The organism is Massilia phyllosphaerae (genome assembly GCF_034659755.1).
Lineage (GTDB): Bacteria > Pseudomonadota > Gammaproteobacteria > Burkholderiales > Burkholderiaceae_D > Telluria > Telluria phyllosphaerae.
The window spans coordinates 565845-585894 of record NZ_JAXSQX010000001.1 but is presented as its reverse complement, the minus strand read 5'-3'; the positions used below and the strand labels follow the sequence as shown (position 1 = coordinate 585894).

18 protein-coding genes are annotated in these 20050 nt (G+C 64.6%); 5 read left to right on the top strand and 13 right to left on the bottom strand.

What is annotated here, in order from left to right; genetic code table 11:
* Positions 1–33: 33 nt before the first annotated feature.
* A complete protein-coding gene (locus U1H99_RS02630) occupies positions 34–1548 on the bottom strand; it encodes a DEAD/DEAH box helicase (protein WP_323140216.1) in 1515 nt (504 codons plus the stop codon).
* A gap of 346 nt (positions 1549–1894) precedes the next feature.
* Here U1H99_RS02630 and U1H99_RS02625 point away from each other — a divergent pair, with 346 nt between their 5' ends.
* Entirely contained in the window at positions 1895–2689 is a 795-nt protein-coding gene (locus U1H99_RS02625) for an EF-hand domain-containing protein (protein ID WP_323140215.1), read from the top strand.
* A gap of 18 nt (positions 2690–2707) precedes the next feature.
* Here the strand turns inward: U1H99_RS02625 and U1H99_RS02620 are convergent, their stop codons facing one another.
* Complete coding sequence (locus U1H99_RS02620; protein ID WP_323140214.1) at positions 2708–3511, bottom strand: anti-sigma factor family protein; 804 nt, start codon at positions 3509–3511, stop codon at positions 2708–2710.
* Entirely contained in the window at positions 3508–4005 is a 498-nt protein-coding gene (locus U1H99_RS02615; RefSeq protein WP_323140213.1) for an RNA polymerase sigma factor, read from the bottom strand. Before U1H99_RS02615 ends, U1H99_RS02620 begins: the two co-directional genes overlap by 4 nt.
* Positions 4006–4097: 92 nt before the next feature.
* Between U1H99_RS02615 and U1H99_RS02610 the strand changes: the two genes are divergently transcribed.
* Positions 4098–5420, top strand: a complete 1323-nt coding sequence (locus tag U1H99_RS02610) for a S8 family serine peptidase (RefSeq protein WP_323140212.1) — start codon at positions 4098–4100, stop codon at positions 5418–5420.
* 107 nt (positions 5421–5527) lie between these two features.
* A complete protein-coding gene (locus U1H99_RS02605; RefSeq protein WP_323140211.1) occupies positions 5528–6496 on the top strand; it encodes a hypothetical protein in 969 nt (322 codons plus the stop codon).
* 39 nt (positions 6497–6535) lie between these two features.
* Here the strand turns inward: U1H99_RS02605 and U1H99_RS02600 are convergent, their stop codons facing one another.
* Both U1H99_RS02600 and U1H99_RS02595 read right to left on the bottom strand, forming a co-directional pair.
* Positions 6536–7153 carry an LON peptidase substrate-binding domain-containing protein gene (locus U1H99_RS02600; RefSeq protein WP_323140210.1) on the bottom strand — a complete coding sequence of 206 codons (618 nt, stop codon included), beginning with the start codon at positions 7151–7153 and terminating at the stop codon, positions 6536–6538.
* Between the two features lie 80 nt (positions 7154–7233).
* Positions 7234–7698, bottom strand: a complete 465-nt coding sequence (locus U1H99_RS02595; RefSeq protein WP_323140209.1) for a cupredoxin domain-containing protein — start codon at positions 7696–7698, stop codon at positions 7234–7236.
* A gap of 230 nt (positions 7699–7928) precedes the next feature.
* Between U1H99_RS02595 and U1H99_RS02590 the strand changes: the two genes are divergently transcribed.
* Positions 7929–10229 carry a CHASE domain-containing protein gene (locus U1H99_RS02590; protein ID WP_323140208.1) on the top strand — a complete coding sequence of 767 codons (2301 nt, stop codon included), beginning with the start codon at positions 7929–7931 and terminating at the stop codon, positions 10227–10229.
* A 191-nt stretch (positions 10230–10420) separates the two neighbouring features.
* Here U1H99_RS02590 and U1H99_RS02585 read toward each other — a convergent pair whose 3' ends face one another.
* Positions 10421–10846, bottom strand: a complete 426-nt coding sequence (locus U1H99_RS02585) for a glycine zipper 2TM domain-containing protein (RefSeq protein WP_323140207.1) — start codon at positions 10844–10846, stop codon at positions 10421–10423.
* 120 nt (positions 10847–10966) lie between these two features.
* Complete coding sequence (locus tag U1H99_RS02580) at positions 10967–12946, bottom strand: alpha/beta hydrolase family protein (protein WP_323140206.1); 1980 nt, start codon at positions 12944–12946, stop codon at positions 10967–10969.
* Between the two features lie 231 nt (positions 12947–13177).
* Here U1H99_RS02580 and U1H99_RS02575 point away from each other — a divergent pair, with 231 nt between their 5' ends.
* Complete coding sequence (locus tag U1H99_RS02575) at positions 13178–13843, top strand: endonuclease III domain-containing protein (protein ID WP_323140205.1); 666 nt, start codon at positions 13178–13180, stop codon at positions 13841–13843.
* Between the two features lie 26 nt (positions 13844–13869).
* Here the strand turns inward: U1H99_RS02575 and U1H99_RS02570 are convergent, their stop codons facing one another.
* From U1H99_RS02570 to U1H99_RS02545, 6 genes are all read right to left on the bottom strand, one after another.
* Positions 13870–14418 carry a hypothetical protein gene (locus U1H99_RS02570; RefSeq protein ID WP_323140204.1) on the bottom strand — a complete coding sequence of 183 codons (549 nt, stop codon included), beginning with the start codon at positions 14416–14418 and terminating at the stop codon, positions 13870–13872.
* Positions 14415–14912, bottom strand: coding sequence for a lysozyme (locus U1H99_RS02565; RefSeq protein ID WP_323140203.1), 498 nt, complete (start codon positions 14910–14912; stop codon positions 14415–14417). The genes U1H99_RS02570 and U1H99_RS02565 overlap by 4 nt, the downstream gene beginning before the upstream one ends.
* Entirely contained in the window at positions 14899–15111 is a 213-nt protein-coding gene (locus tag U1H99_RS02560) for a phage holin family protein (RefSeq protein WP_323140202.1), read from the bottom strand. The genes U1H99_RS02565 and U1H99_RS02560 overlap by 14 nt, the downstream gene beginning before the upstream one ends.
* 61 nt (positions 15112–15172) lie before the next feature.
* Positions 15173–15343, bottom strand: coding sequence for a hypothetical protein (locus U1H99_RS02555; RefSeq protein ID WP_323140201.1), 171 nt, complete (start codon positions 15341–15343; stop codon positions 15173–15175).
* Positions 15343–17190, bottom strand: a complete 1848-nt coding sequence (locus tag U1H99_RS02550) for a hypothetical protein (RefSeq protein WP_323140200.1) — start codon at positions 17188–17190, stop codon at positions 15343–15345. The genes U1H99_RS02555 and U1H99_RS02550 overlap by 1 nt, the downstream gene beginning before the upstream one ends.
* A gap of 14 nt (positions 17191–17204) precedes the next feature.
* Complete coding sequence (locus U1H99_RS02545) at positions 17205–19871, bottom strand: hypothetical protein (protein ID WP_323140199.1); 2667 nt, start codon at positions 19869–19871, stop codon at positions 17205–17207.
* Positions 19872–20050 lie beyond the last annotated feature (179 nt).

Below are 20050 nucleotides of genomic sequence, written 5' to 3'. Positions count from 1 at the left end.
CGCCGCAGCGCACCTTCTACATCGTTTGCCGGCTTACTGCTTCGGCAAGCCGCCCAGCAATGCCGCCAGCTTCTGCTTTGGCTTGGCCTGGCTCGACGCCTGGGCCGGTGCCGGCTCCTGGCGCGGCGCCGCCGACGGCTCGTACGGCTTCAGGAACCACGGATCGATTTTCTCGCGGCGCGGCACGAAGCCGCGCGAGCCGCGCTCGCCACCGCGTTCACCACGGTCGCCGCCGCGGTCGTAGCCGCGCGGCGCATCGGTGCGCGGCGTATCGGCGCGCGGCGCATCGCCGTCGCGGCGCGGACCACGCGCACGGTCGCCGTAGCGCTCGTTGTCGCGTTCGCCACGCGGGCCGCGCGACGGTGCCACGTAGCCGGTGAGCTCGCCACGGGTGATGGTCTGCTTGATCAGCTTCTCGATATCGGCCAGCAGGCGCTCGTCCTTGTCCGAGTAGACCGACAACGCATCGCCGGTGGCGCCGGCGCGGCCGGTGCGGCCGATGCGGTGCACGTAATCCTCGGCGTTGTACGGCAGGTCGTAGTTGATCACGCACGGCAGGTCGGTGATGTCGAGGCCGCGCGCGGCGACGTCGGTCGCCACCAGCACGTCGATCTCGCCGTTCTTGAAGGCGTCGAGGGCCGCGATGCGTTCCTGCTGGGTCTTGTCGCCGTGGATCGCCGATGCCTTGATGCCGGCCTGCTCCAGGGTGCGCGACAGGCGCGAGGCGCCGATCTTGGTGTTCGAGAACACCAGCACCTGCTTCAGGCCGCGCGAGCGGATCAGGTGCTGCACCACGTCGGCCTTCTGCGCTTCGTCGACCTTGTACAGGATCTGGGTGATCGCCGTGTTGGTGGCGTTGCTGCGCGCGACTTCGATGGTCAGCGGGTCGTTCAGGAAGCTCGATGCCAGCTTCTTGATCTCGGGCGAGAAGGTGGCCGAGAACATCAGGTTCTGGCGCTTCTTGGGCAGCAGGTTGATGATGCGCTGCAGGTCGGGCAGGAAGCCCATGTCGAGCATGCGGTCGGCTTCGTCCATCACCAGCATCTGCACCTGGCCGAGGCTGATGTTCTTCTGCTCGACGTGGTCGAGCAGGCGGCCCGGCGTGGCGATCACGATCTCGACGCCGCGGCGCAGGATCTCGGTCTGCGGCTTCATGTCCATGCCGCCGAAGACGACGGTGGAACGCAGCGGCGTGTGCTGGGCGTAGGCCTTGACGTTGTCGGCGACCTGGATCGCCAGTTCGCGGGTCGGGGTCAGGACCAGCGCCCGCACCGCATGGCGCGCCGGCGACATGCTGGTGTTCGCATGCGGCAGCAGGTTCTGGATGATGGGCAGCGAGAAGCTCGCGGTCTTGCCGGTGCCGGTCTGGGCGGCGCCCATGACGTCACGGCCCTGCAGCACGATGGGGATGGCCTTGGCCTGGATCGGGGTCGGATGCACGTAGCCCTGGTCCGACAGCGCGCGCTGGATCTCGGGCGCCAGGCCGAAATCGGCAAAGCGCACAGTCGGTGCGCTGTCGGCGTCAATGGTGGTCGGTGTTTCAGACATGTGTTCTTTCGGGCATTAAATCGTTGCGTCTATGGTCTGACTGCACGGCAGCGCTGCAGCCCTGGCATGGCCAACGCGGGAAAACCGGGGTGACGGGACGCGCGCTCGCGGCGGATCGCGGTGGCGGCTTGGGACGTAGACGCGGACAAAGGGAGTCTAAACCGCGCTCAAGGTTACCCGAAATTGCAACCCCTGTATATGGAATCCTTTGTTTTCGCACGCAGTCTGCCCAATATTTACGCACAAGTTCGCTTTACATCGTTTTACCCGGCTTTACAAATGGAAATCTTCATTCCTTCTTTTTGCATCCGATAATTGATATAACGAAACATAAGTGAGGAATATCATGGTTGCCAGCGTCAACAGCAGCACAAGCGGTGTCTCGAACTGGACCGATTCGGTCTTTTCCAAGCTTGACACCAAGAACCAGGGCTATATCGACAAGTCGGACCTGGCCAGCGCCCTCTCGGCCACCGGCGACAGCGACGGCAGCGGCGATAGCAGCACGGTCGACGACATGTTCGGCGCCATCGACGGCGACAGCGACGGCAAGGTCACCAAGAGCGAGCTGAGCGAAGCGGTGAGCAAGCTCTCCGACCAGCTCAACGCCCAGTTCGACGCTTCGCGCGTGCAGGGCGGGATGCCGCCGGGCCCGCCGGGCGGGGCGCCGTCGGAGGGCGCGGCATCGTCATCGGACGAGGGCAGCGTCAGCGCAGCCGGTGCGGCCGGTGCGGCCGGTGCGGCCGGTGGCATGACGCAGGCGGGCGGCATGCGCGGTGCCGGCGGTCCGCGCGGCGGTGGTGGCGCAGGTGGCGCCGGCGCTGCGGAAAGCACCGAGAGCACGGACAGCACCACCAGCACCGACTACGTCGCGGCGGCCGACACCGACGGCGACGGCACCGTCAGCGACGCCGAGCAGGCGGCCTACGACAAGAAAGTCGCGAGCGGCGAAATCGACAAGAACGGCAACAGCACCGAAAGCGGCGCGGACAGCGGCCCCGGACCGGCAGGCGGAAAAGACCCGGCGCGCGAACTGGCGCAGGCGCTGCACCTGCTCAAGGCGTACGCCGACAACAGCGGCGACGCCGACGCCTCGGCCGCCTCGACGGCATCGAGCGCAGGCGTCAGCGTCGAGGCCTGAACGCGGCTCTCCCCGGCATCACTTCCCGCCCGGCCAGCCGCGGTCGCGTGCGGCGCGCTCGGCCGGCGCATCCAGCGTGCCGCCCGCAATGCGCTGGTCGATCGCATCCAGCACCGCCGCCGGCAGCGCGCTGCCGGCCTGGCGGTAGGCCCCGGCCTGCGCCTGCTCGGCTTGCGCCATGACCGGGATGCGCCATTCGCCACCTTGGCGACAGGCGAAGCCGCCGGTCGTGCCCAGCATGAAGCTGCGGCAGTAGGCGCCCTCGCGGTCGCGGAAACTGACGCCCAGGCGCACCGCGTCCGCCTGCGCCGGCTCGGCGGCCAGGCGGTGCGACAGGGCATCGGCCAGCTCACCCTGCGCCACCATGGCGCCGCCGCGGCGCGCGAACGGCGCCTGCCCGGCATTGTCGAACGCCTGCCAGCCCAGCGCCCCGGCCAGCACACCGACCGCCAGCGATGCCGCCAGCGCACCCCAGCGCGGCCGGACCGGCGCCGGGTGCGCGGCCTGCGCCTGCCGCGCTGCGCGCCGGGCGTCCAGGCTGTGCACCGTGGCGGCAGCGGCGTCGGCAACCGGCACAGGTACCGGCCTGGAAACGGGCTCGGTAGCTGTCGCCGGTGCCGCCCCCGGCTGCAGGCGCGCGGGCACCGGCTCGTCGAGCACGCCCGCAAAGGCGGCGAACACGTCGGCACGCAGGGCACGGTGGCGCCGTACCGCCTCTTCCACACGGGGATCGGCCCGCATGGCTTCTTCCACGCGGGCCGCCAGCGCGGGTTCCAGTTCGCCGTCGGCGTACGCCATCAGGGTCTCGTCGGAAAAGCTCATTCCTTGTTCCTCGTTCGATCGGACAATAATGCCTGCAGCGCCTCGCGCGCCCGCGCCAGCCGGCTGGTCAGCGTGCCCATCGGGATGTCCAGCACCTCGGCCGCTTCCTTGTACGGCATGCCGTCGACCAGCACCAGGCCGATCACCATGCGGTGTTCCTCGGACAGGCGGCGCAAGGCCTGTTCGACCGCCATGCGCTGCTGCTGCGCCTCGGCGCGGTCGTCACCGACATGCTCGCCCTCCTCTTCCGGCGCGAACAGCTGGTCGCGCCGGGCGCGTGCGCGCACCTCGTCGATCCAGGCATTCTTCACGATCCGGAACATCCAGCTGTCCAGGCGCGTGCCCGGTTCCCACTGGGCGCTGCGGGTCAGGGCACGCTCGACCGCGATCTGCACCACGTCGTCGGCATCCTCGCGGTGGAAAGTGATCGAACGCGCGAAACGGCGCAGGCGCGGCAGCAGGGCAGCGATGTCGTTTTCCAGCGAATTACTCATGGTCACGATGAGAGAACGTGTGGAGGAGGGATTTTATTCCACGCCCGGTTCGTTATAGTTGTACTAGTTGATTCAGAGCATATTATCCCACCATGAACCGTCTTGCCCTCCTGTGCGCCTTGCTTGCCTGCGGCCACGCATCCGCCCAGTTGCACCTGCCCGGCCCGAACCTGCCCTTGAACCTGCCGTCCGGCCTGTCCCAGGGCCTGGGCCAGGCCGGCTCGCTGATCCGGCCGGCCGAGCGCCTGGTCGACCGGCGCGAACTGCCCGACCTGCGCAGCCTGCGCTTCGAGCAGGGCGCACGCCTGCTGCGCCTGTATCCCGACCGCATCGAAGCCGATCCGCGCGGCGAACCGGTGCTGCGCGGCGAGCTCCTGGCCTGGAACCCCTCCCCGGCTGCCCTGCAGGCAGCGCAGGCGGCCGGCATGACGGTGCTGCGCGAAGACCGGCTGGAAGAACTGGACCAGGTGGTGGTCGTGCTGGCCGTCCCCGCCGGCGGCGCCACCGCCGCCATGCTGGAGCCCCTGCGCGCCCTCGATCCGGACGGCCACTACGATTTCAACCATCTATATATGGGCAGCGGCGGCGCCCTGCCCGCCGCGGCGCCGGCTGCGGCGGCGGATGCGGACCCGCCATCGTCGGCGGCCGGCATCGCGCCGAGGATGGGACTGGTTGACAGCGGCGTACAAGCGGACCACCGCGCGCTGCGCGGCGCCACCGTCCGGTCGTGGGGCTGCGACGGCGCCGCCCATCCCGCCGCGCACGGCACCGCGGTGGCGGCACTGATGGTCGGGCGCGACGGGCGCTTTCGCGGCGCCGTGCCCGGCGCTACCCTGTATGCCGCCGACATCTACTGCGACAGCCCGACCGGCGGCTCGGCAGAACGCATCGTCCAGGCGCTGGCCTGGCTGGCGCGCCAGCAGGTCGGCGTCATCAACCTGAGCCTGGTGGGTCCGTCCAACGGCGTGCTCGAACGGATGGTCGCGGCCATGCTCGCGCGTGGCCACCTGCTGGTCGCCGCGGTGGGCAACGACGGCCCGGCCGCCCCGCCGCTGTTTCCGGCCAGTTACCCGGGCGTGGTCGGCGTGACCGGGGTCGACCGCGATGGCCGCGCGCTGCCGGAAGCGGCGCGCGGCCCCCAGGTGCAGTTTGCCGCCCCCGGCAATCACATGGCCAGCGCCAGCCCCGGCACACCGCCCTACCGTACGGTACGCGGCACCTCGTTCGCGGCACCGATCGTCGCCGGCCTGCTGGCGCCGGCACTGCCGCGCCCCGACCGCGAACGCGCGCGCGCAGCCGTTGCCGCCCTGGCACGCCAGGCCACCGATGGCACCGCCACCGATGGTACCGACAAGGGCCTGGGCCGCGGCATCGTCGGCGCCGACATCCGTACCGATCCGGCCAGCCTGCGCTAGTTTTCAACTTTTTAAAAAAATTTTCCGGACGATGGAATAAACAGCCGAGCCGGCACGTTTTCCTTACAAGGCGGCGGACAGTCCGCGCCACTTCAAGGAGATCCATCATGAACAAGAAACGCATCGTCCAGAACATCACCCTCGTCCTCGCCCTCGGCATCGCGGCTTCGGCCCAGGCCCAGCTCCTTGGCGGCGGCCGCCTCGGCGGCTCGGTCGGCGGCATGCTCGGCGGTTCCGCCGGCGCCATGCACGGAATGAGCGGCATGGGCGGCATGAGCGGCATGGCCACGCGCAACGCCGGCATGGACCAGGTTCGCAACACGCCCCGCCAGGTGCGCAACGATGGCGGCACGGCCGGCGGCAGGAGCAGCGCCGGCGGCAGCCTGGCCGGCAATGGCGACGTCTCCCTGAGCGGCGGCGCAAGCGGACTGGGCAGCGTTGCCGGCGCCGGCGCCGATGCCGCGCGCGGCATGGCTGCCCCGGTGCGCCAGGGGGCCGCGGCCCAGGTCGACACTACCCGCGGCTACGCGGCGTCGAGCGCGGCCAATGCGCGCGACACCGCACGCGCACTGCCGCAGGGTGCAACGGGCGGCGTGCAGGGCATCGGCGCGGCGGCGTCGTCGCTGGGGGTGTCGGGTTCGACCAACGGTTCATTGCAGGCGGGCGGCAGCGGCAGCGGTGGCGGCAACAGCAGTGGTGGTGCCAGTGGCACCTCGGCCGGCTCCGGCCAGGCAGCCGGTCAATTGAGCGGCAGTGCCAGCGGGCTGGGCAGCGTTGCGGGCGCCAGCGCCGACACCGCGCGCCGCATGGCGGCCCCGGTGCGCCAGGGTGCCGCGGCCCAGGTCGACAGCACCCGCGGCTACGCGGCCTCGAGCGCGGCCAATGCGCGCGACACGGCACGCGCGCTGCCACAGGGCGCGGCGAGCGGGGTGCAAGGCATCGGCGCGGCGGCGTCTTCGGTGGGTGTCTCGGGTTCGGGCCAGGGTTCGCTGCAGGCGGGCGGCAGCGGCAGCGGCAGCACCAGCACCAGCACCAGCGGTGGCGCCGGCGGAAGCGGCACCTCGACCGGCCAGTAAGCAGCAAATAAGCCGATAAACGAAACCGCGCGGCGGCGGTCAGGACGTGATCAGGCCGTGCTCGTCGAGCACGTCGTGCAGCAGCTCCAGCCTGATCATCGGATTGTCCAGCATCAGCATGTTCTGCTTCTGCCCGTTCGGCAGCGGCAGCAGCTCGCACCAGCGGTTGGCCACCCAGCCGCAATCGTCGAGCCGGAACGGCGGCTGCACCGGCCAGCGGCTCTGCGGCACGTCGTGCAGCGAGGCCAGCACGCGGTCGAGCGCATCGGCCGCGCCCTTCAGGTCGGACGGGATGCGCACCGCGTGGTCTTCCTCGACCAGCTCGGCCTCGGCCATCCACAAGCCGTTGGCGCGCCGCTCGGTATCGAGCACGTTGAAGCGCGTGCCGCCGCGGCACACCACCTGCAGCAGGCCCGGCGTGGACGCCGTCGTGTCCTGCACCGAGGCCAGCGTGCCGGCGCCGACGAAGCGCTCGATGCCTTCGGGGTGGCGCACCTCCTGGCCCTGGGTCAGCAGCACCACGCCGAAGGGTTCGTCCTCGGTCAGGCAATGGCTGATCATGTCGAGATAGCGCACCTCGAAGATCTGCAGCGGCAACACGCCATCCGGAAACAGGACTGTGCTGAGCGGGAACAAGGGTAAGGAGATGGTCGCCATGCGGGCATCATGACAGATTCGCCGCGCCGCATGGAGCACGATTGGGAGCACGATCGCGGGCACGATCGGCGGCCTTCGGCTCACTCGTCCGGCGCCTGCAGCGGCAAGGTGCGCAGCGCGTCGAACAGCGTCCGCAGGCGCCAGCGCAGCCGTGCCCAGCCGGGATCGGGCTGCTCCAGCACCCGCACCAGCACGCGCGCGCCGGGCGCGAGGTCGCAGGCGAACGGAAACTCGCCGGCCTGCTCGAAGGGCAGGCGGAATTCGCGGCCCGGCAGCACCCGCACCTGGCCGAACACGTGCGGCGCGCCGTCGCGGTTACGCAGCAGCAGCACGTCGCGCACGCCCAGGGTCAGCCACACCTGGCCCGGCACCCGGACCCGTCCAGGCTGCGGCGACGCAGTTGGCGACGCAGTTGGCGATGAAGTGCGAGGGAAATCGAAACCGAGTTCGCGTGTGGGGTAACGCAAGGGCGCCAGTGCGGTCCAGGCCAGCACTGCCAGCAGGACCGCCGCCAGCGCCAGTTGCACGCGGCGTACCAGGCTCATACAGCCACCGTGAGGAAGCGAAATTGATGGAGAATCATGACAGCAAGGAAAATAGTTTTCGATTGTAGCGAGAGGAATTGCGCACCGTAAATGTCATGTTGTCCATGACAAGCTCTTTTGTGCGCCTGCCATCGGCAGAGATGCGTATGCTTTCTGGCGACGGCGCGTCCCCTGCCGGCAACGGAACTGACGATCGTCCCTGTCGCGTCTCGTCTGTCACTATTGTATACATGCCGCCATCCGATTCCCCACACGTCGCGCCTCCTGTCCACCCTGCCCCTGCGCGCAGCCCAGCATCCATTCCGCTGCTGCTGGCCGCCCTGGTCTTCCTTGCGTCGCTGGTCGTCACCTACATGGTCGCGGACAGTGCCGAACGCGCCACCGAAAGCGAACTGGAAAGCACCTTCCACTACCGTGCACGCGACCTCGAGACGCTGCTGGGGCGCCGCCTGGCGGTCTACGAGCAGGTGCTGCGCGGCGGGCGCGGTTTCCTGCGCGGCTCGGTCGACCTGAGCCGTGCCGAGTTCGCCGAATACTACGGTGTGCTGCGCCTGAACGAGCGCTTTCCCGGCATCCAGGCGCTCGGGATCGCGACGATCGTGCCGCGTGACCAGCTCGACGCCCACGTGGCCGCCGTGCGCGCCGAGGGCTTCCGCGACTACGACATCCGTCCCGGCGGCGAGCGCGACCCCTACACCGCGATCACCCATATCGAACCCTTCAACGAACGCAATCACCGCGCCTTCGGCTATGACATGTTCAGCGAACCGGTGCGCCGCGCCGGGATGGAAGCCGCACGCGACAGCGGCCGCGCCGCCTCCACCGGCAAGGTCGTGCTGGTGCAGGAAGGCCCGCTGGCAGGCCATGCGGCCGAGCAACCCGGCTTCCTGATGTACGTGCCGGTCTACCGCGCCGGACTGCCGCAATCCACGCTGGCTGAACGGCGCGCGGCCATCATCGGCTGGGTCTACGCGCCGTTCCGCATGAACGACCTGATGCAAGGCCTGGGCGGCGCGCACGCCAGCGAACTCGAAGTAACCATCTACGACGGCCGCCAGCCGCTGCCGGCGGCACTGCTGTACCGTTCGCCGGCCGCGCGCAAGCGGCAAGCGGCGGCCGGCGCCGTCCAGCATCCGCGCTACAGCTACACCGCGCAGCTCGACAACGCCGGGCACCCGTGGACGCTGGTGATCGCCTCCTCGCCGGCCCTCGAAAAGGCCGCCGGGCGCCGCACCACGCTGGCGATCGCGCTGACCGGCATCGGCCTCGGCCTGCTGCTCAGCCTCGTGATCTGGCTGCTGGCCAGCGAACGCCGCCGCGCCCTGCAGCTGGCCAGCGGCATGACCCAGGAACTGCGCGTCTCGCGCGACCGCATCGACGCCGACCGCCAGCGCATCCGCCTGATCCTGCAGACCGCCTACGACGCCTTCGTCGGCGTCGGCCCGGACGGCCGCATCACCGACTGGAACGCGCGTGCCTGCAAGCTGTTCGGCTGGCACGAGGAAGAGGTGCTCGGCCGCGACGTGATCGAGCTGCTGGTGCCGGCCGCCCGGCGCGAGCACGAGCGCGCCTGCCTGGCGCAGTTTGCCGTCGATGGCGCGTGCGCGATGCTGGAAGGACCGACCGAAACGGTCGCGCTCGACCGCCACGGCCACGAAATTCCGGTGGAAATCGCGATCACCTCGCTGCCGACCGCGCACGGCTACGGCGTGACCGCCTTCGTGCGCGACATCCGCCCGCGCAAGGAAGCCCAGCAGCGCCTGGAAGATGCGCGCGCGGCGCTGCTGCGCTCGCAGAAGCTGGAAGCGGTCGGCAAGCTGACCGGCGGCGTCGCCCACGACTTCAACAACATCCTGCACATCATCAGCGCCAACGTGCAGCTGATGCTGCGCAACGACGAAGGCGAGCGCAAGCGCCTGGTCAGCATCATGGATGGGGTCGAACGCGGCAAGAAGCTGGCGGCGCAGCTGCTGGCCTTTGCCCGGCGCCAGCCGCTGCACCCGAGCGTGGTCGACCTGGCCCAGCTGATCGAACGCATGGACACCCTGCTGCACCGCGCCGCCGGCGACGCCATCGCGATCCGCTTCGCGCTGCCGCCCGGCCTGTGGTACGCGCTGGTCGATCCCAACCAGCTGGAAAACGTGCTGCTCAACCTGGTGATCAACGCGCGCGACGCCATGGGGCGCCAGGGCGAGGTCACGATCGCGCTGGCCAACCTGACAGTGGCGCCCGGCGACGCGCTGGCCAACACCGGCATTCGGCCGGGCGAATTCATGACGGTGGCGGTGAGCGACACCGGCAGCGGCATGCCGCCGGAGGTGATGGAACGGGCCTTCGAGCCCTTCTTCACCACCAAGCCGGAAGGCGAAGGCACCGGCCTGGGATTATCGATGGCGCACGGCTTTGCCAAGCAGAGCGGCGGACATATCCGCATTGCGAGCGTGCCTGGGGAGGGAACGACCGTGACGCTGTATCTGCTGCGGGCGCTGCAGGATACGCCGGATCCAGCGTTTTTGCCGGTAGTGCACTAACTGCATAGAAGTCATGAAAGTACCGTATTCGGCAGCGTTAAAACGTCGTCCCCGCGAAAGCGGGGACCCATACTGAGTAACAGAATTCCGCCTATTCGAAGCATACCAAGTGCTTTGAATAGACGGAATTCGGAAATTCAGCTTGGGTCCCCGCCTGCGCGGGGACAACGTTGATTAACTGTCAGCTACGATCAGTCACGAACCACACGACCCTGCATCACGCGCACATGATCGCCATTGCGCAGATGCGGATTGCCGCGCTCGGTGATGGTACGATGGCCGCCGCGGGCCATCTTCACGCGGATGTCGGTGTAGGTATCGGTCTTGATGTTGCGCTCGAGCTTGTTACCGGCATAAGCACCGCCGACGGCACCGGCGACGGTGGCCAGCGTACGGCCGTTGCCGCTGCCGACCTTGTTGCCCAGCAGGCCGCCGACGACGGCGCCGCCGACACCGCCCACGCCGCTGCCGCGCTCGGCTTCACGTTCGTAGGTATGGGTCGACACGACCGTGCCGCAATTCTGGCACTGCGGTGCGGCCTGGCTGATGGCCGGTGCAGCACCGGCGGTGACGAATGCGGCGACGAGAGCGGCTTTGCGGATCGACTTGAAATTCATGGTTTTCCCCTTAGGTATTTTTGTAACAAACATGCCCATAGAGTAACGTCAAGACGGGCTCGGGGAAAGCCGGATTCGGTATCAAATGCAAGCGGATGTAACGGGACGGCAGGCCGCCGATTACAGGTTCTTCGCCAGGAAGGCCTCCACCCGCTTCCAGAAATCGATACGCGTCGCTTCGTTGCGCCAGCCATGGCCCTCGTTCGGATAACTGATCCACTCGACGTTCCGGTTCTTCTCGGCCACCGCGCTGCGGAAGCGCGTCGCATGGATCACCGGCACGCGCCGGTCTTCGCTGCCGTGCGCGATCAGCAGAGGCTGCTTCAGCTCGGCCGCGCGGCGTAGCGGCGAGAACTGGGCGAACTGCGCGGCATCGGCCGCCGGATCGCCGATCACGGTTTGCAGGCCATAGCGGCGCGCATCGTCCGACATGTCGCTCTCCACCGCAGTGAACAGCAGGTCGAGATCGGTCACGCCAGCCCATTCGACGCCGCAACGGAACAGTTCCGGATCGCGGATCATGCCCATCAGCGCCGCATAGCCGCCGTAGCTCGCGCCCATGATGGCGACCCGCTTCGCATCGACCCAGCCCTTGCCGGCCGCCCAGCGCACGGTATCGGCCAGGTCATCCTGCATCGCCCTGCCCCACTGCTTCCAGCCGGCCTTGAAATGCGCGTAGCCGAAGCCGGTGCTGCCGCGGAACTCGGGCTGCAGCACCACATAGCCGCGCGACGCCAGGAACTGGGCTTCGTCTTCCCATTCCCACGACGCGCCGCGCACGTACGGGCCGCCATGCACCAGCAGCACAGCCGGCAGCGCACCCGTCGGCTTACCCGGCGGCATGGTGACATAGACCGGCACCTGCAAGCCGTCTCGCGCGGCGAAGCGGTAGAACTCGCGCCGTCCCATCTGGGCCGCCTTGATGTCGGGATGCATGCCGCCGAGGCCGACGATCTTGCCGTTCGCCGGCGTGTAAACGTAGAAGCTGGTCGGCAGGCGATCGGACTGCGACCGCACCAGCACCGCCGGCGGATTCGCGCAATCGATGCCGCAGGTGATCAAGTTGGACGTACCCGGCAGCAGTGCATCGACTTTCTGCTGGATCCCCTTCATGACCGGATCCAGCCACACGGTGCCTTCGGCATCGGCACGCAGGTGGACGCCGATGATCTTGCGCGCGACGTGGTCCTGCTCCACGGCACCGGCATAATCGAAACCGTCGACGTCCACGAAAGGCTCCTTGGCCAGTTCGCGCTTGTTCAGGTCGTACTGGAACAGGGCCGAACGGCCCATGTAGCCGGCGCGCACGTACAGGGTGTTGCGGCTATCGAAGAATACCGGCTGGAAGCGCACGTCGTTCAGGCAGTCGCGGTTGCTGATCTCGCTCCACTGCGCATCTTCTCCAGCCCGGTACCAGACGCCGCAACGCCCCTTGGCCTCGGTCAGCGCGACGCGTGGCCGGCTGTCCGCATCCAGCAGCCAGCTGCGTACCCGGGCCGGCTGGCCGGCGGGCAGCAGGTCGGTCAGCTGGCGCGTGCGCGTATTCAGGCGGTACAGGCGCGACGATTCCACGGTGCGGTCGAGATTATTGAAGGTATAGCGCCTCACGATGATATCGTCCGAACCGTCTTCGGTCGCCCCGAAATAGCCGTAATCGGCGGTCAGCGTCTTGTCCTTGATATTCGAGCCGAGGGCGGCCTGCTCGTGGCGCCAGCTTCCGGAAATCAGATGGACGATATTCGTGCCATCGCGGTCCACCGCGAATTCGTCCTGATTGCCGACGAAATCCAGCCTCGGATTCTTCACGGTGAAACCGAGGCGCTTTTCGTTGACCCAGCGGACTTCCTCGATACGTGCCGTATCGAACGTGGCGGCAACGGACATCCTGGTCAGGTCGGCGGTATCACGCACCACCAGCGCCTGGCCGCCATCGCTGGTACGGCTCAGGAGGGCAACATAATGGCCGCCGGGCGACAGCGTGGCGAAATTGACGGCGGGGTCGCCGAAAAAGCTTTCGACCTTGGGTTTGTCGTCGGCGTGGGCAAGCAGGCTGGTGGTAATGCATACCGCGGCAAAGAGCGCGTGAATCAACTTGGGCATGGCGGCTTGAATTAAGGAAAGATATCAAATATTTAATCTTGGCAATTCCTTTGTCAAGCAGTAGATAAATGCCGGTCATTTTCTGTTGCTGGCCTCAGCGTTTTTTTCATTTTCCAGCGTCGTTGTGACAATTGAATAGATTTTTTACCTGTGCGGCATGCAACGGAAACCGGCACGCGCAAGGTTTATGCTCGCATCATTCCCGACAATGAATAAGGCGAGGTCCGGCCCATGGAAAAACAAGCGTTCGATATCGACGTCGCGCTCGAACGTATCGAGCAGGCCGTGCAGCCCTGGCCCAAGGCGGCGCTGTTCCAACTGGCCGAAGAAGGTTATACCTCGGTCTTCGAGCAGCTGCTCGCCTGCATGATCTCGATCCGCACTTATGACGAAGTGACGCTGCCGGTATCGCGCACCCTGTTTGCACGGGCGCGCACGCCTGCATCGATTGGCCAGCTCAGTTGGGAAGAACTCGATGCGCTGATCAGCCCCAGCACTTTTCATGAGCGCAAGGCCCAGCAGATACTGGCTATCGCCCAACAGGTGGAAACGCAATTCGGCGGCGTCCTGCCCGGCGACCGCGACGTGCTGCTGTCATTTGCCGGGGTCGGTCCCAAGTGCGCGAACCTAGTGCTGGGCGTGGCCTGCGGGACGCCGGTGATCAGCGTCGATATCCACGTGCACCGGGTAACCGGGCGCTGGGGCTACGTCAAGGGGTCGACGCCCGAAAAGACCTTATCGGCGCTGGAAGCGACGCTGCCGCAGGCATACTGGATCACGATTAATCGCTTGCTGGTGCCGTTCGGGAAGCATATCTGTACCGGGAATCGGCCCAAATGTTCGACTTGTCCGGTGCTGGATATGTGCCGGCAGGTGGGGGTTGATGAGCATCGATGAGCGTCGCTGAAGCAAGGCCGCTGCGCTCATTCGCTCCTGGCCCTTGCTACTGCATCGTAGGCGGCGATGCAGGCATCGAGACGCCGGATGGCTTCGTTGCGGGTCTGCCTCGCCCATTCAAGATCGCTTGCCACTCGTCCATCGAGATCGGCGGCAAGCGCGGTTCCCGGATCCACCCCGGCAGCGGCGGCACCTCGACCTGGTCCGGCCGGATCAGGCGCTCGCGCATGGGTGAGGACTGACAGCCGGCGACGGCCAGCAGCAAGCTCAGACTGCAAAGCAGCCGAGTTGGATTGTTCATCAGAAAACTCCTTGTGCAGGGCCGAGAGCTCGGCGATGGCGGCGTCCAGGCGTGCCTGGGCGGCTGCGGTGCGCGCATTGGCTTGCGCCATGGCGTCGCGCGCCCGCTGCGCATTGGCGGCATCGACCTGGTCGCGCCGCGCGGCCTCGAAGGCCATCCCCTGGTCGATCAGGTGCGAGCGCCAGATCAAGGCCGCGCCTGCGGCCAGCGCGCACGCCAGCATGACCGCGCTCCAGGCCGGGATGCCGAGGCGCGTAAGCAAGACGGCGATCATGGCAGCCCCTTGCGGCACAGCGCGCGCTCGGCCTGGCGGCGCCGGGTCAGCCCGGCGATTTCGCGTCCGCCGACCTTGTTCCACAACAGCAGCGCATCGCAGGCGCCGGCCATGTCGCCGGCCCTGGCCAGGCGCGCCATGCTCGATCCGCAGAAAGCCGCGACACCGATGTTGTAGGCGGCATCCACGAAGGCCACCTTCTGTCCGTCGCTCAGGCGCGCCAGCGGCAGGCACGCGGCGATGCCGGCGGCATGACGCTCCAGGTCGCGATCGAGCTGGGCATCGCATTCGGCCGGCGTGTAGCTGCGGCCCCAGGCGGCGCTCTCGGTGGCACCGTCGCAATAGGTCAGCACGCCGCCAAGGTCGCGGTAGGTATGCAGCACGCGTCCTTCCCGCGCCGGCGTGAATGCCAGCAGCGCTGCCGCGGCGGCTGCACCGACCAGCGCGACAAGACCCCGCTGCCCGGGCCTGCGGGCTGAATCAGTGGTGTTCATGGCCGGCTTTCAGCTGGGTTGCCAGCATGCGCTCTTCGCGCTGGTCGCGCCGGATCATGTAGAGCACATTGATGGCGCAGGTCACCAGGGCAGTGACGATGCCGACGATGATGCCGGCCTGCTCGAGCGTCAGGGACGCGCCGATCGACGACAAGGCGCCTACGATGCTCGTCAGCTCGGAAAATTTCAGTTTCAACATGGCGATGCCCTTTCTCCGCAGACGAAAAAAAACCCGCCGAAGCGGGTTGCTTGCTTGATGCTCACGCCTGTCTGCGTTCATCTACATCGATTTGCGCGAGCACTTGTTCGCCGAATACGGCATTGCTGCCGGCGCGCTGGTCGGCGAATACCCTCACCGACGCCGGGAGGGCATACAGCTGCGGCGAAAAGACACCGCTCCCGTTTGCACGCTGATCGTCGAAGATGTTCATCAGTCTACCTTCACCGGTCCGGAAAACGCCTTGTGCACCGCTGCGGGATCGCCGTCGCTGTTGCTGACGACAAGCCAGCCCACCTGGCCGGATACCTTGAGCGAATTCGCCAGCGCCACCTTGAGCGTGCCGCCGGCACCGACGACGACGGTGCCGGTGTCGGTGGGCGCGTCGAACAGGTCCGGCGTGGCCTGGTCGAACCATGCAAACTTCAGGGCCGGACCGGCGTCGATGGCAATCCCGTTCGTCGATACCAGGTTGATCGATGCGGTCTTGCCCGCACCCGGTTCGTCGCCGGGGACAGTCGGGTTGCCGTTGATGCCGAGGATGACGACGGAGCGTGTGCCGGCCTGCGGCAGGCTGGTGCCGGCCGCAGTGGTAAAGGTCAGGATGCCCGCGTCATAATTACCGGCAGGCAGAGCCACGGACACGGTGAAGGTCCCTGCGCCCAATGTCACCGGGACTTGCTGGTCGACGGCGCCGCCTGGATTAGCCGTAGCCGCCGGAACGATCAGGATACCGGACGTCGGATTTCCGCTGGTGGTGCCATGCACCGTCAACACCTGGCCATCGACAGGCTCCTGGACGACGCTGGTCGCGAGCGCGCCATCGACGCTGAAATCGCCGATGCTGTTGGTGGCCGCTGTTTCATAGTAGGCGTTTTTGACGGAAACCGAGGCCGAGTAGCGCCCCACTTTAACACCGGAGAACTGCACCTGGAATTGTCCTTCAGTGAGCACAAGGTCGATCGATCCCTGCGCAACGGCGTTGTTATATGCGATCGATGCCGGCTGAATGGAGCAAACGCCGTTCGTCGGAGCGGCGGTTGTCGTGCCGCTGATCGTGACATTCTGGCCCGACACTACGATCGATGTGATATTTGCCGTCGGACTTTGGATCGGCGAAGGCTGCTCCCAAGCACCGATATCGATGGCGGTGCCTTGCTGACGCGACCCGGATGGCGACCGGATGTTATCGCTGCTGGGCTTGGTGCCGGCATCGACCAGTACCGATGTATCCTTCGTCCGGTAATCGGCCGTTGTCGTGCTGACGTAATCGATGAACTGATCGGCAGCCTGCACCAGGTCCTTATTGCCTGATCCAAACCCGATTGCCGCATCGGACGCGTTGTTCGAGCCGTTGAACAGGGCTGCGTTGTTTACAAACGCAGACCCACCGAAACCCGCGCAATTGCGCAGCGTCGTACGCGATAAATCCGAGACGAAGGCAGGACGTGAACCGGCCACAGCCGGCTCCCATACCACTTGGCAGTTTTCGGTCACCGTGTCGTTATTTTCACCGTAGTGAAAACCATCGACATTGCTGTTCTCGAGCTGCACCAAGGTATTGCGCACGATACCGCCGCCTTGGTCGATACCATGCGTGTAGTTGCCGCCATAGGCCAGTTTCATGATGACGTTTTCCACCACCGAATTCGTATGGGTACGGATGCCGACATCAGGCGCAAAACCGATATGGTAGATTTGCAGATCGCGCAGGAAAACCCATGCGTCCGTTTCGACCGCGATCCCGTAGCTACCACTGAACGCGATCGCTGCGCCATTGGCGGCCGAGTACGCATAGCGATTTTGCTCCACATTCGGATGGTCCAGGTAGGACTCCCCAGCCGCGGCGGTCACGGTAATGGTGCGGCCAGCGTGGCGTACTTTGTTGTTGAAGCGGAGAGTGCCCTCGTAAATGATTTCGGTCTCTTTACCGAAAGCCAGCACGTAGTGGTTACCGTCGTCCTCATTGGGAATGGCGGCAATGGCGGCGGCTACGCCGGTCGAAGTGCCAGGGAAGTTTCGGCCTGGATTAGAGCCGATGGTGTAGATGATTGTTGCCATGAATATATCCTTTCTTATGCGGGACGACCGATACGTTCAGGCGCCTTCATAATCCCGAACATGGAGAAGTAGTTATTGAACTGCGTTTCATCAATTTTGAATCGGTCATCGACTTCCTTGTAGAAAGCCAAAGCAATATTCAATGCCAGATCACGATCAGAAAAATCGTATTCTGGGAAAAAGTTCTTCATAATCGACAGCCATTGAGCTCGCATGTGGCCGGTATTCTGTCCGTCGATAGAGTTGTTGTAATCGCCAAAATCCCCGTTGTATTGACGAATCCAGTCTTCTTGCCCATTCGGTACAAACCATTCACCCCAGTTCTTCGGGTATGGAAGAGGTGTATCGAGCGGCCAGATCCACTCCGGGGCATAGTAATGCTCCGTATGCGAGCCTGAGAAATATTTGTCCATTCGACCATTGGTGTCACGGAAGCCTGCGACGGCATACAACGTTTGCGAATACAGCTGAAGTTCGATAATTTCTTTGCACTTCGGCGAATAATTGATCATCCGTTCAAACGATCCAGATTGCTTCATCAGCTGGAACACATGGCCGAAATAAAAAGTCTTGGAGTCGGTTTGAGGTTCCAGTCGGAAGGCAATATTTTGATCAGTTTTTGGATCTTTTTTGTACTTGATTTCAGCTGGCATCCCGAGCGTTTTCAGCAGAACACCCCAATAGTTATTAGGATCGCTGTACGCCGGCATCACAGCGGCATGTACCATTTCCCAATGGCGTGCCCAAGCGGCTTCAATTTCTGCGGTGGACATTTCACCCTGCCCATTGTTGGCCATCAGCCAATGGTTCGCAAATCCCCAGTTAAGCCATGCATGAGCCCGTGTCATGAAGTTTTCTTTAGAAAATGAACGGGTGATGTCATGCGCAGCCAGGATCATGGCTGAAAAAGTATGTTTAGATTCCAGAACAAACCGTGGAGATAGCAGAAAATAAGCACCTGGTGCAGCCTGATTATTGTTGTGCTCGATATCCCGGCTCCACTCATTATTGAACCGTTTTTTGTTTTTATCGCGCCAGTGGTCACCTGTCCCATTCCCGGAGAGTGACGACAGCAAGCGAACAAGGTTATTCGCGTAATTGTTATCCGATCCGTCATAATAGCCGTCGATATATGCTGCGTCGCCTGACAAAAGAATGGATTTGCTGATTCCTTCGCCCGTATAGACGTTGGTGAACAGGTGCAATGGCTGATTGAACTGGTTCATGAACCAGTGATGCACCATCGTACGCATCGGAATGGCACCATGTGCACGAACACCGTCTGGATTTGTGACCCACTTCACAACGGGATGAGGCCAGCCACAACGATCCTTACGCACACCACCGTTGCCCGTGGCCTGGGTGTAAGTACCGCTGCCGCCGGGAGTGAATCCGTAGCCAAGCAACTGTGTTCCGCCGCCGTCCTTATACGGGTATTTGAAATACGGGTCTTGGATAGTTACGTCTGGCGCGGCCCCGTAAGGCTTGTTCCATTTGGGCGCAATTTTCCATGCGCCCAGACCCATCGCATCGCCGGTTCCCGTCAACGGTGGCCAGTACGTAACATCTGACGCATGCTCACGCACCTGACTTTCATGCATTGCCTGATCCCATACACCCGGCAAGAAGTGATGCGCCAGCGGATGCATCTTCGGAAGATGCGAAACATGGGGGTGGACCATGCGGCAGTTCCACCATTCATAGATGGGAACCCCAGTTGTAATTGGGTGACCATCGTTGAAACTCGGATCGTTCACGGGCAGGCCGCTGCCCGGCGTGTTATTGGCGTCACGCGTTGCGTAGTCTTCGGTCACGTCGACAACGTTGCTGTCTTTATCCAGCCATTCGATCTTGTGTGCCGGGGGGATCAGGCAATCACTCTCGACGATAAAGCCGACATTGAACGGATAACCCGCCCAACGGTTGTAAGGCACCATCCGAACTTCACTTTCCTGCAATGGGACCGGTGCCTGACTGTTGAGTACGGCATTGCCGACCAGGGTATCGCCGGCAACCAGATAAGTGTCACCGCCGGTTCCCCAGATAATCCCTTCACCTTCGGGAACCTGCATTTTACGAACGTCCCCCAACGCAGCCCCCATAAAGCTGTGCTCCATGACGATGTTGGGAACCCGTTTCGAGAACCAGGCCGTCCCGACAACGCGGCGAGCGCCGCTTGGGTAGTCGATGAGCCGAAATCCAGCGACCACATAACCATCTTTGGGTGCCAGTGGCCCAGTTCCGGAATCCAGCATTACTGGTGCGTTTACGCCAGAATTACGGGTGAACGTGAAACCTTCGTCTGGTGCGCCGGTCGGGTTGGAGGGCAAGATGAATTCAGCACCCGACGAAGGCAGACCAAGGCTGAAACTGATCGAATGATCGTTGCCCTCCAAATGCAGGATCGCCGCGCCGGTACCGAGATCGGCGGCAGCGCGCACGGTCGCTGACTGAAGGGATCCGAAACCGGCCACATTACCGGCGAGCACCGGTAATTCGCCGACAGAAGCGACGTTCAGGAATTCGACACCATCGATTGCCGGATCGGCAGTCGGATCGCTGGTATAAAAGCCGCGCAGCCGCCGCTGATTACCGAGTTCCATTTTGAGGACGTTAGTCCAATCGACCTTGGTGGTTTGCTGACCAAGTTTTTCGAAAAGTTTTTTACTGATTTTCGGCATTGTATTCTCCTTCGATTTATTTCGCAGTCAAATTGCGGTAGTTTTTTTTGCCACTTTATCTGATATCGGAAACATGTATATCCTTCGTGGCGTGTCCTCTATGTGGACGATTGATGCCTGTGCAGATATAAAAAAACCGCCCGGATTGCGTCGGGCGGCTCAGTATTTTATTTGGTCCT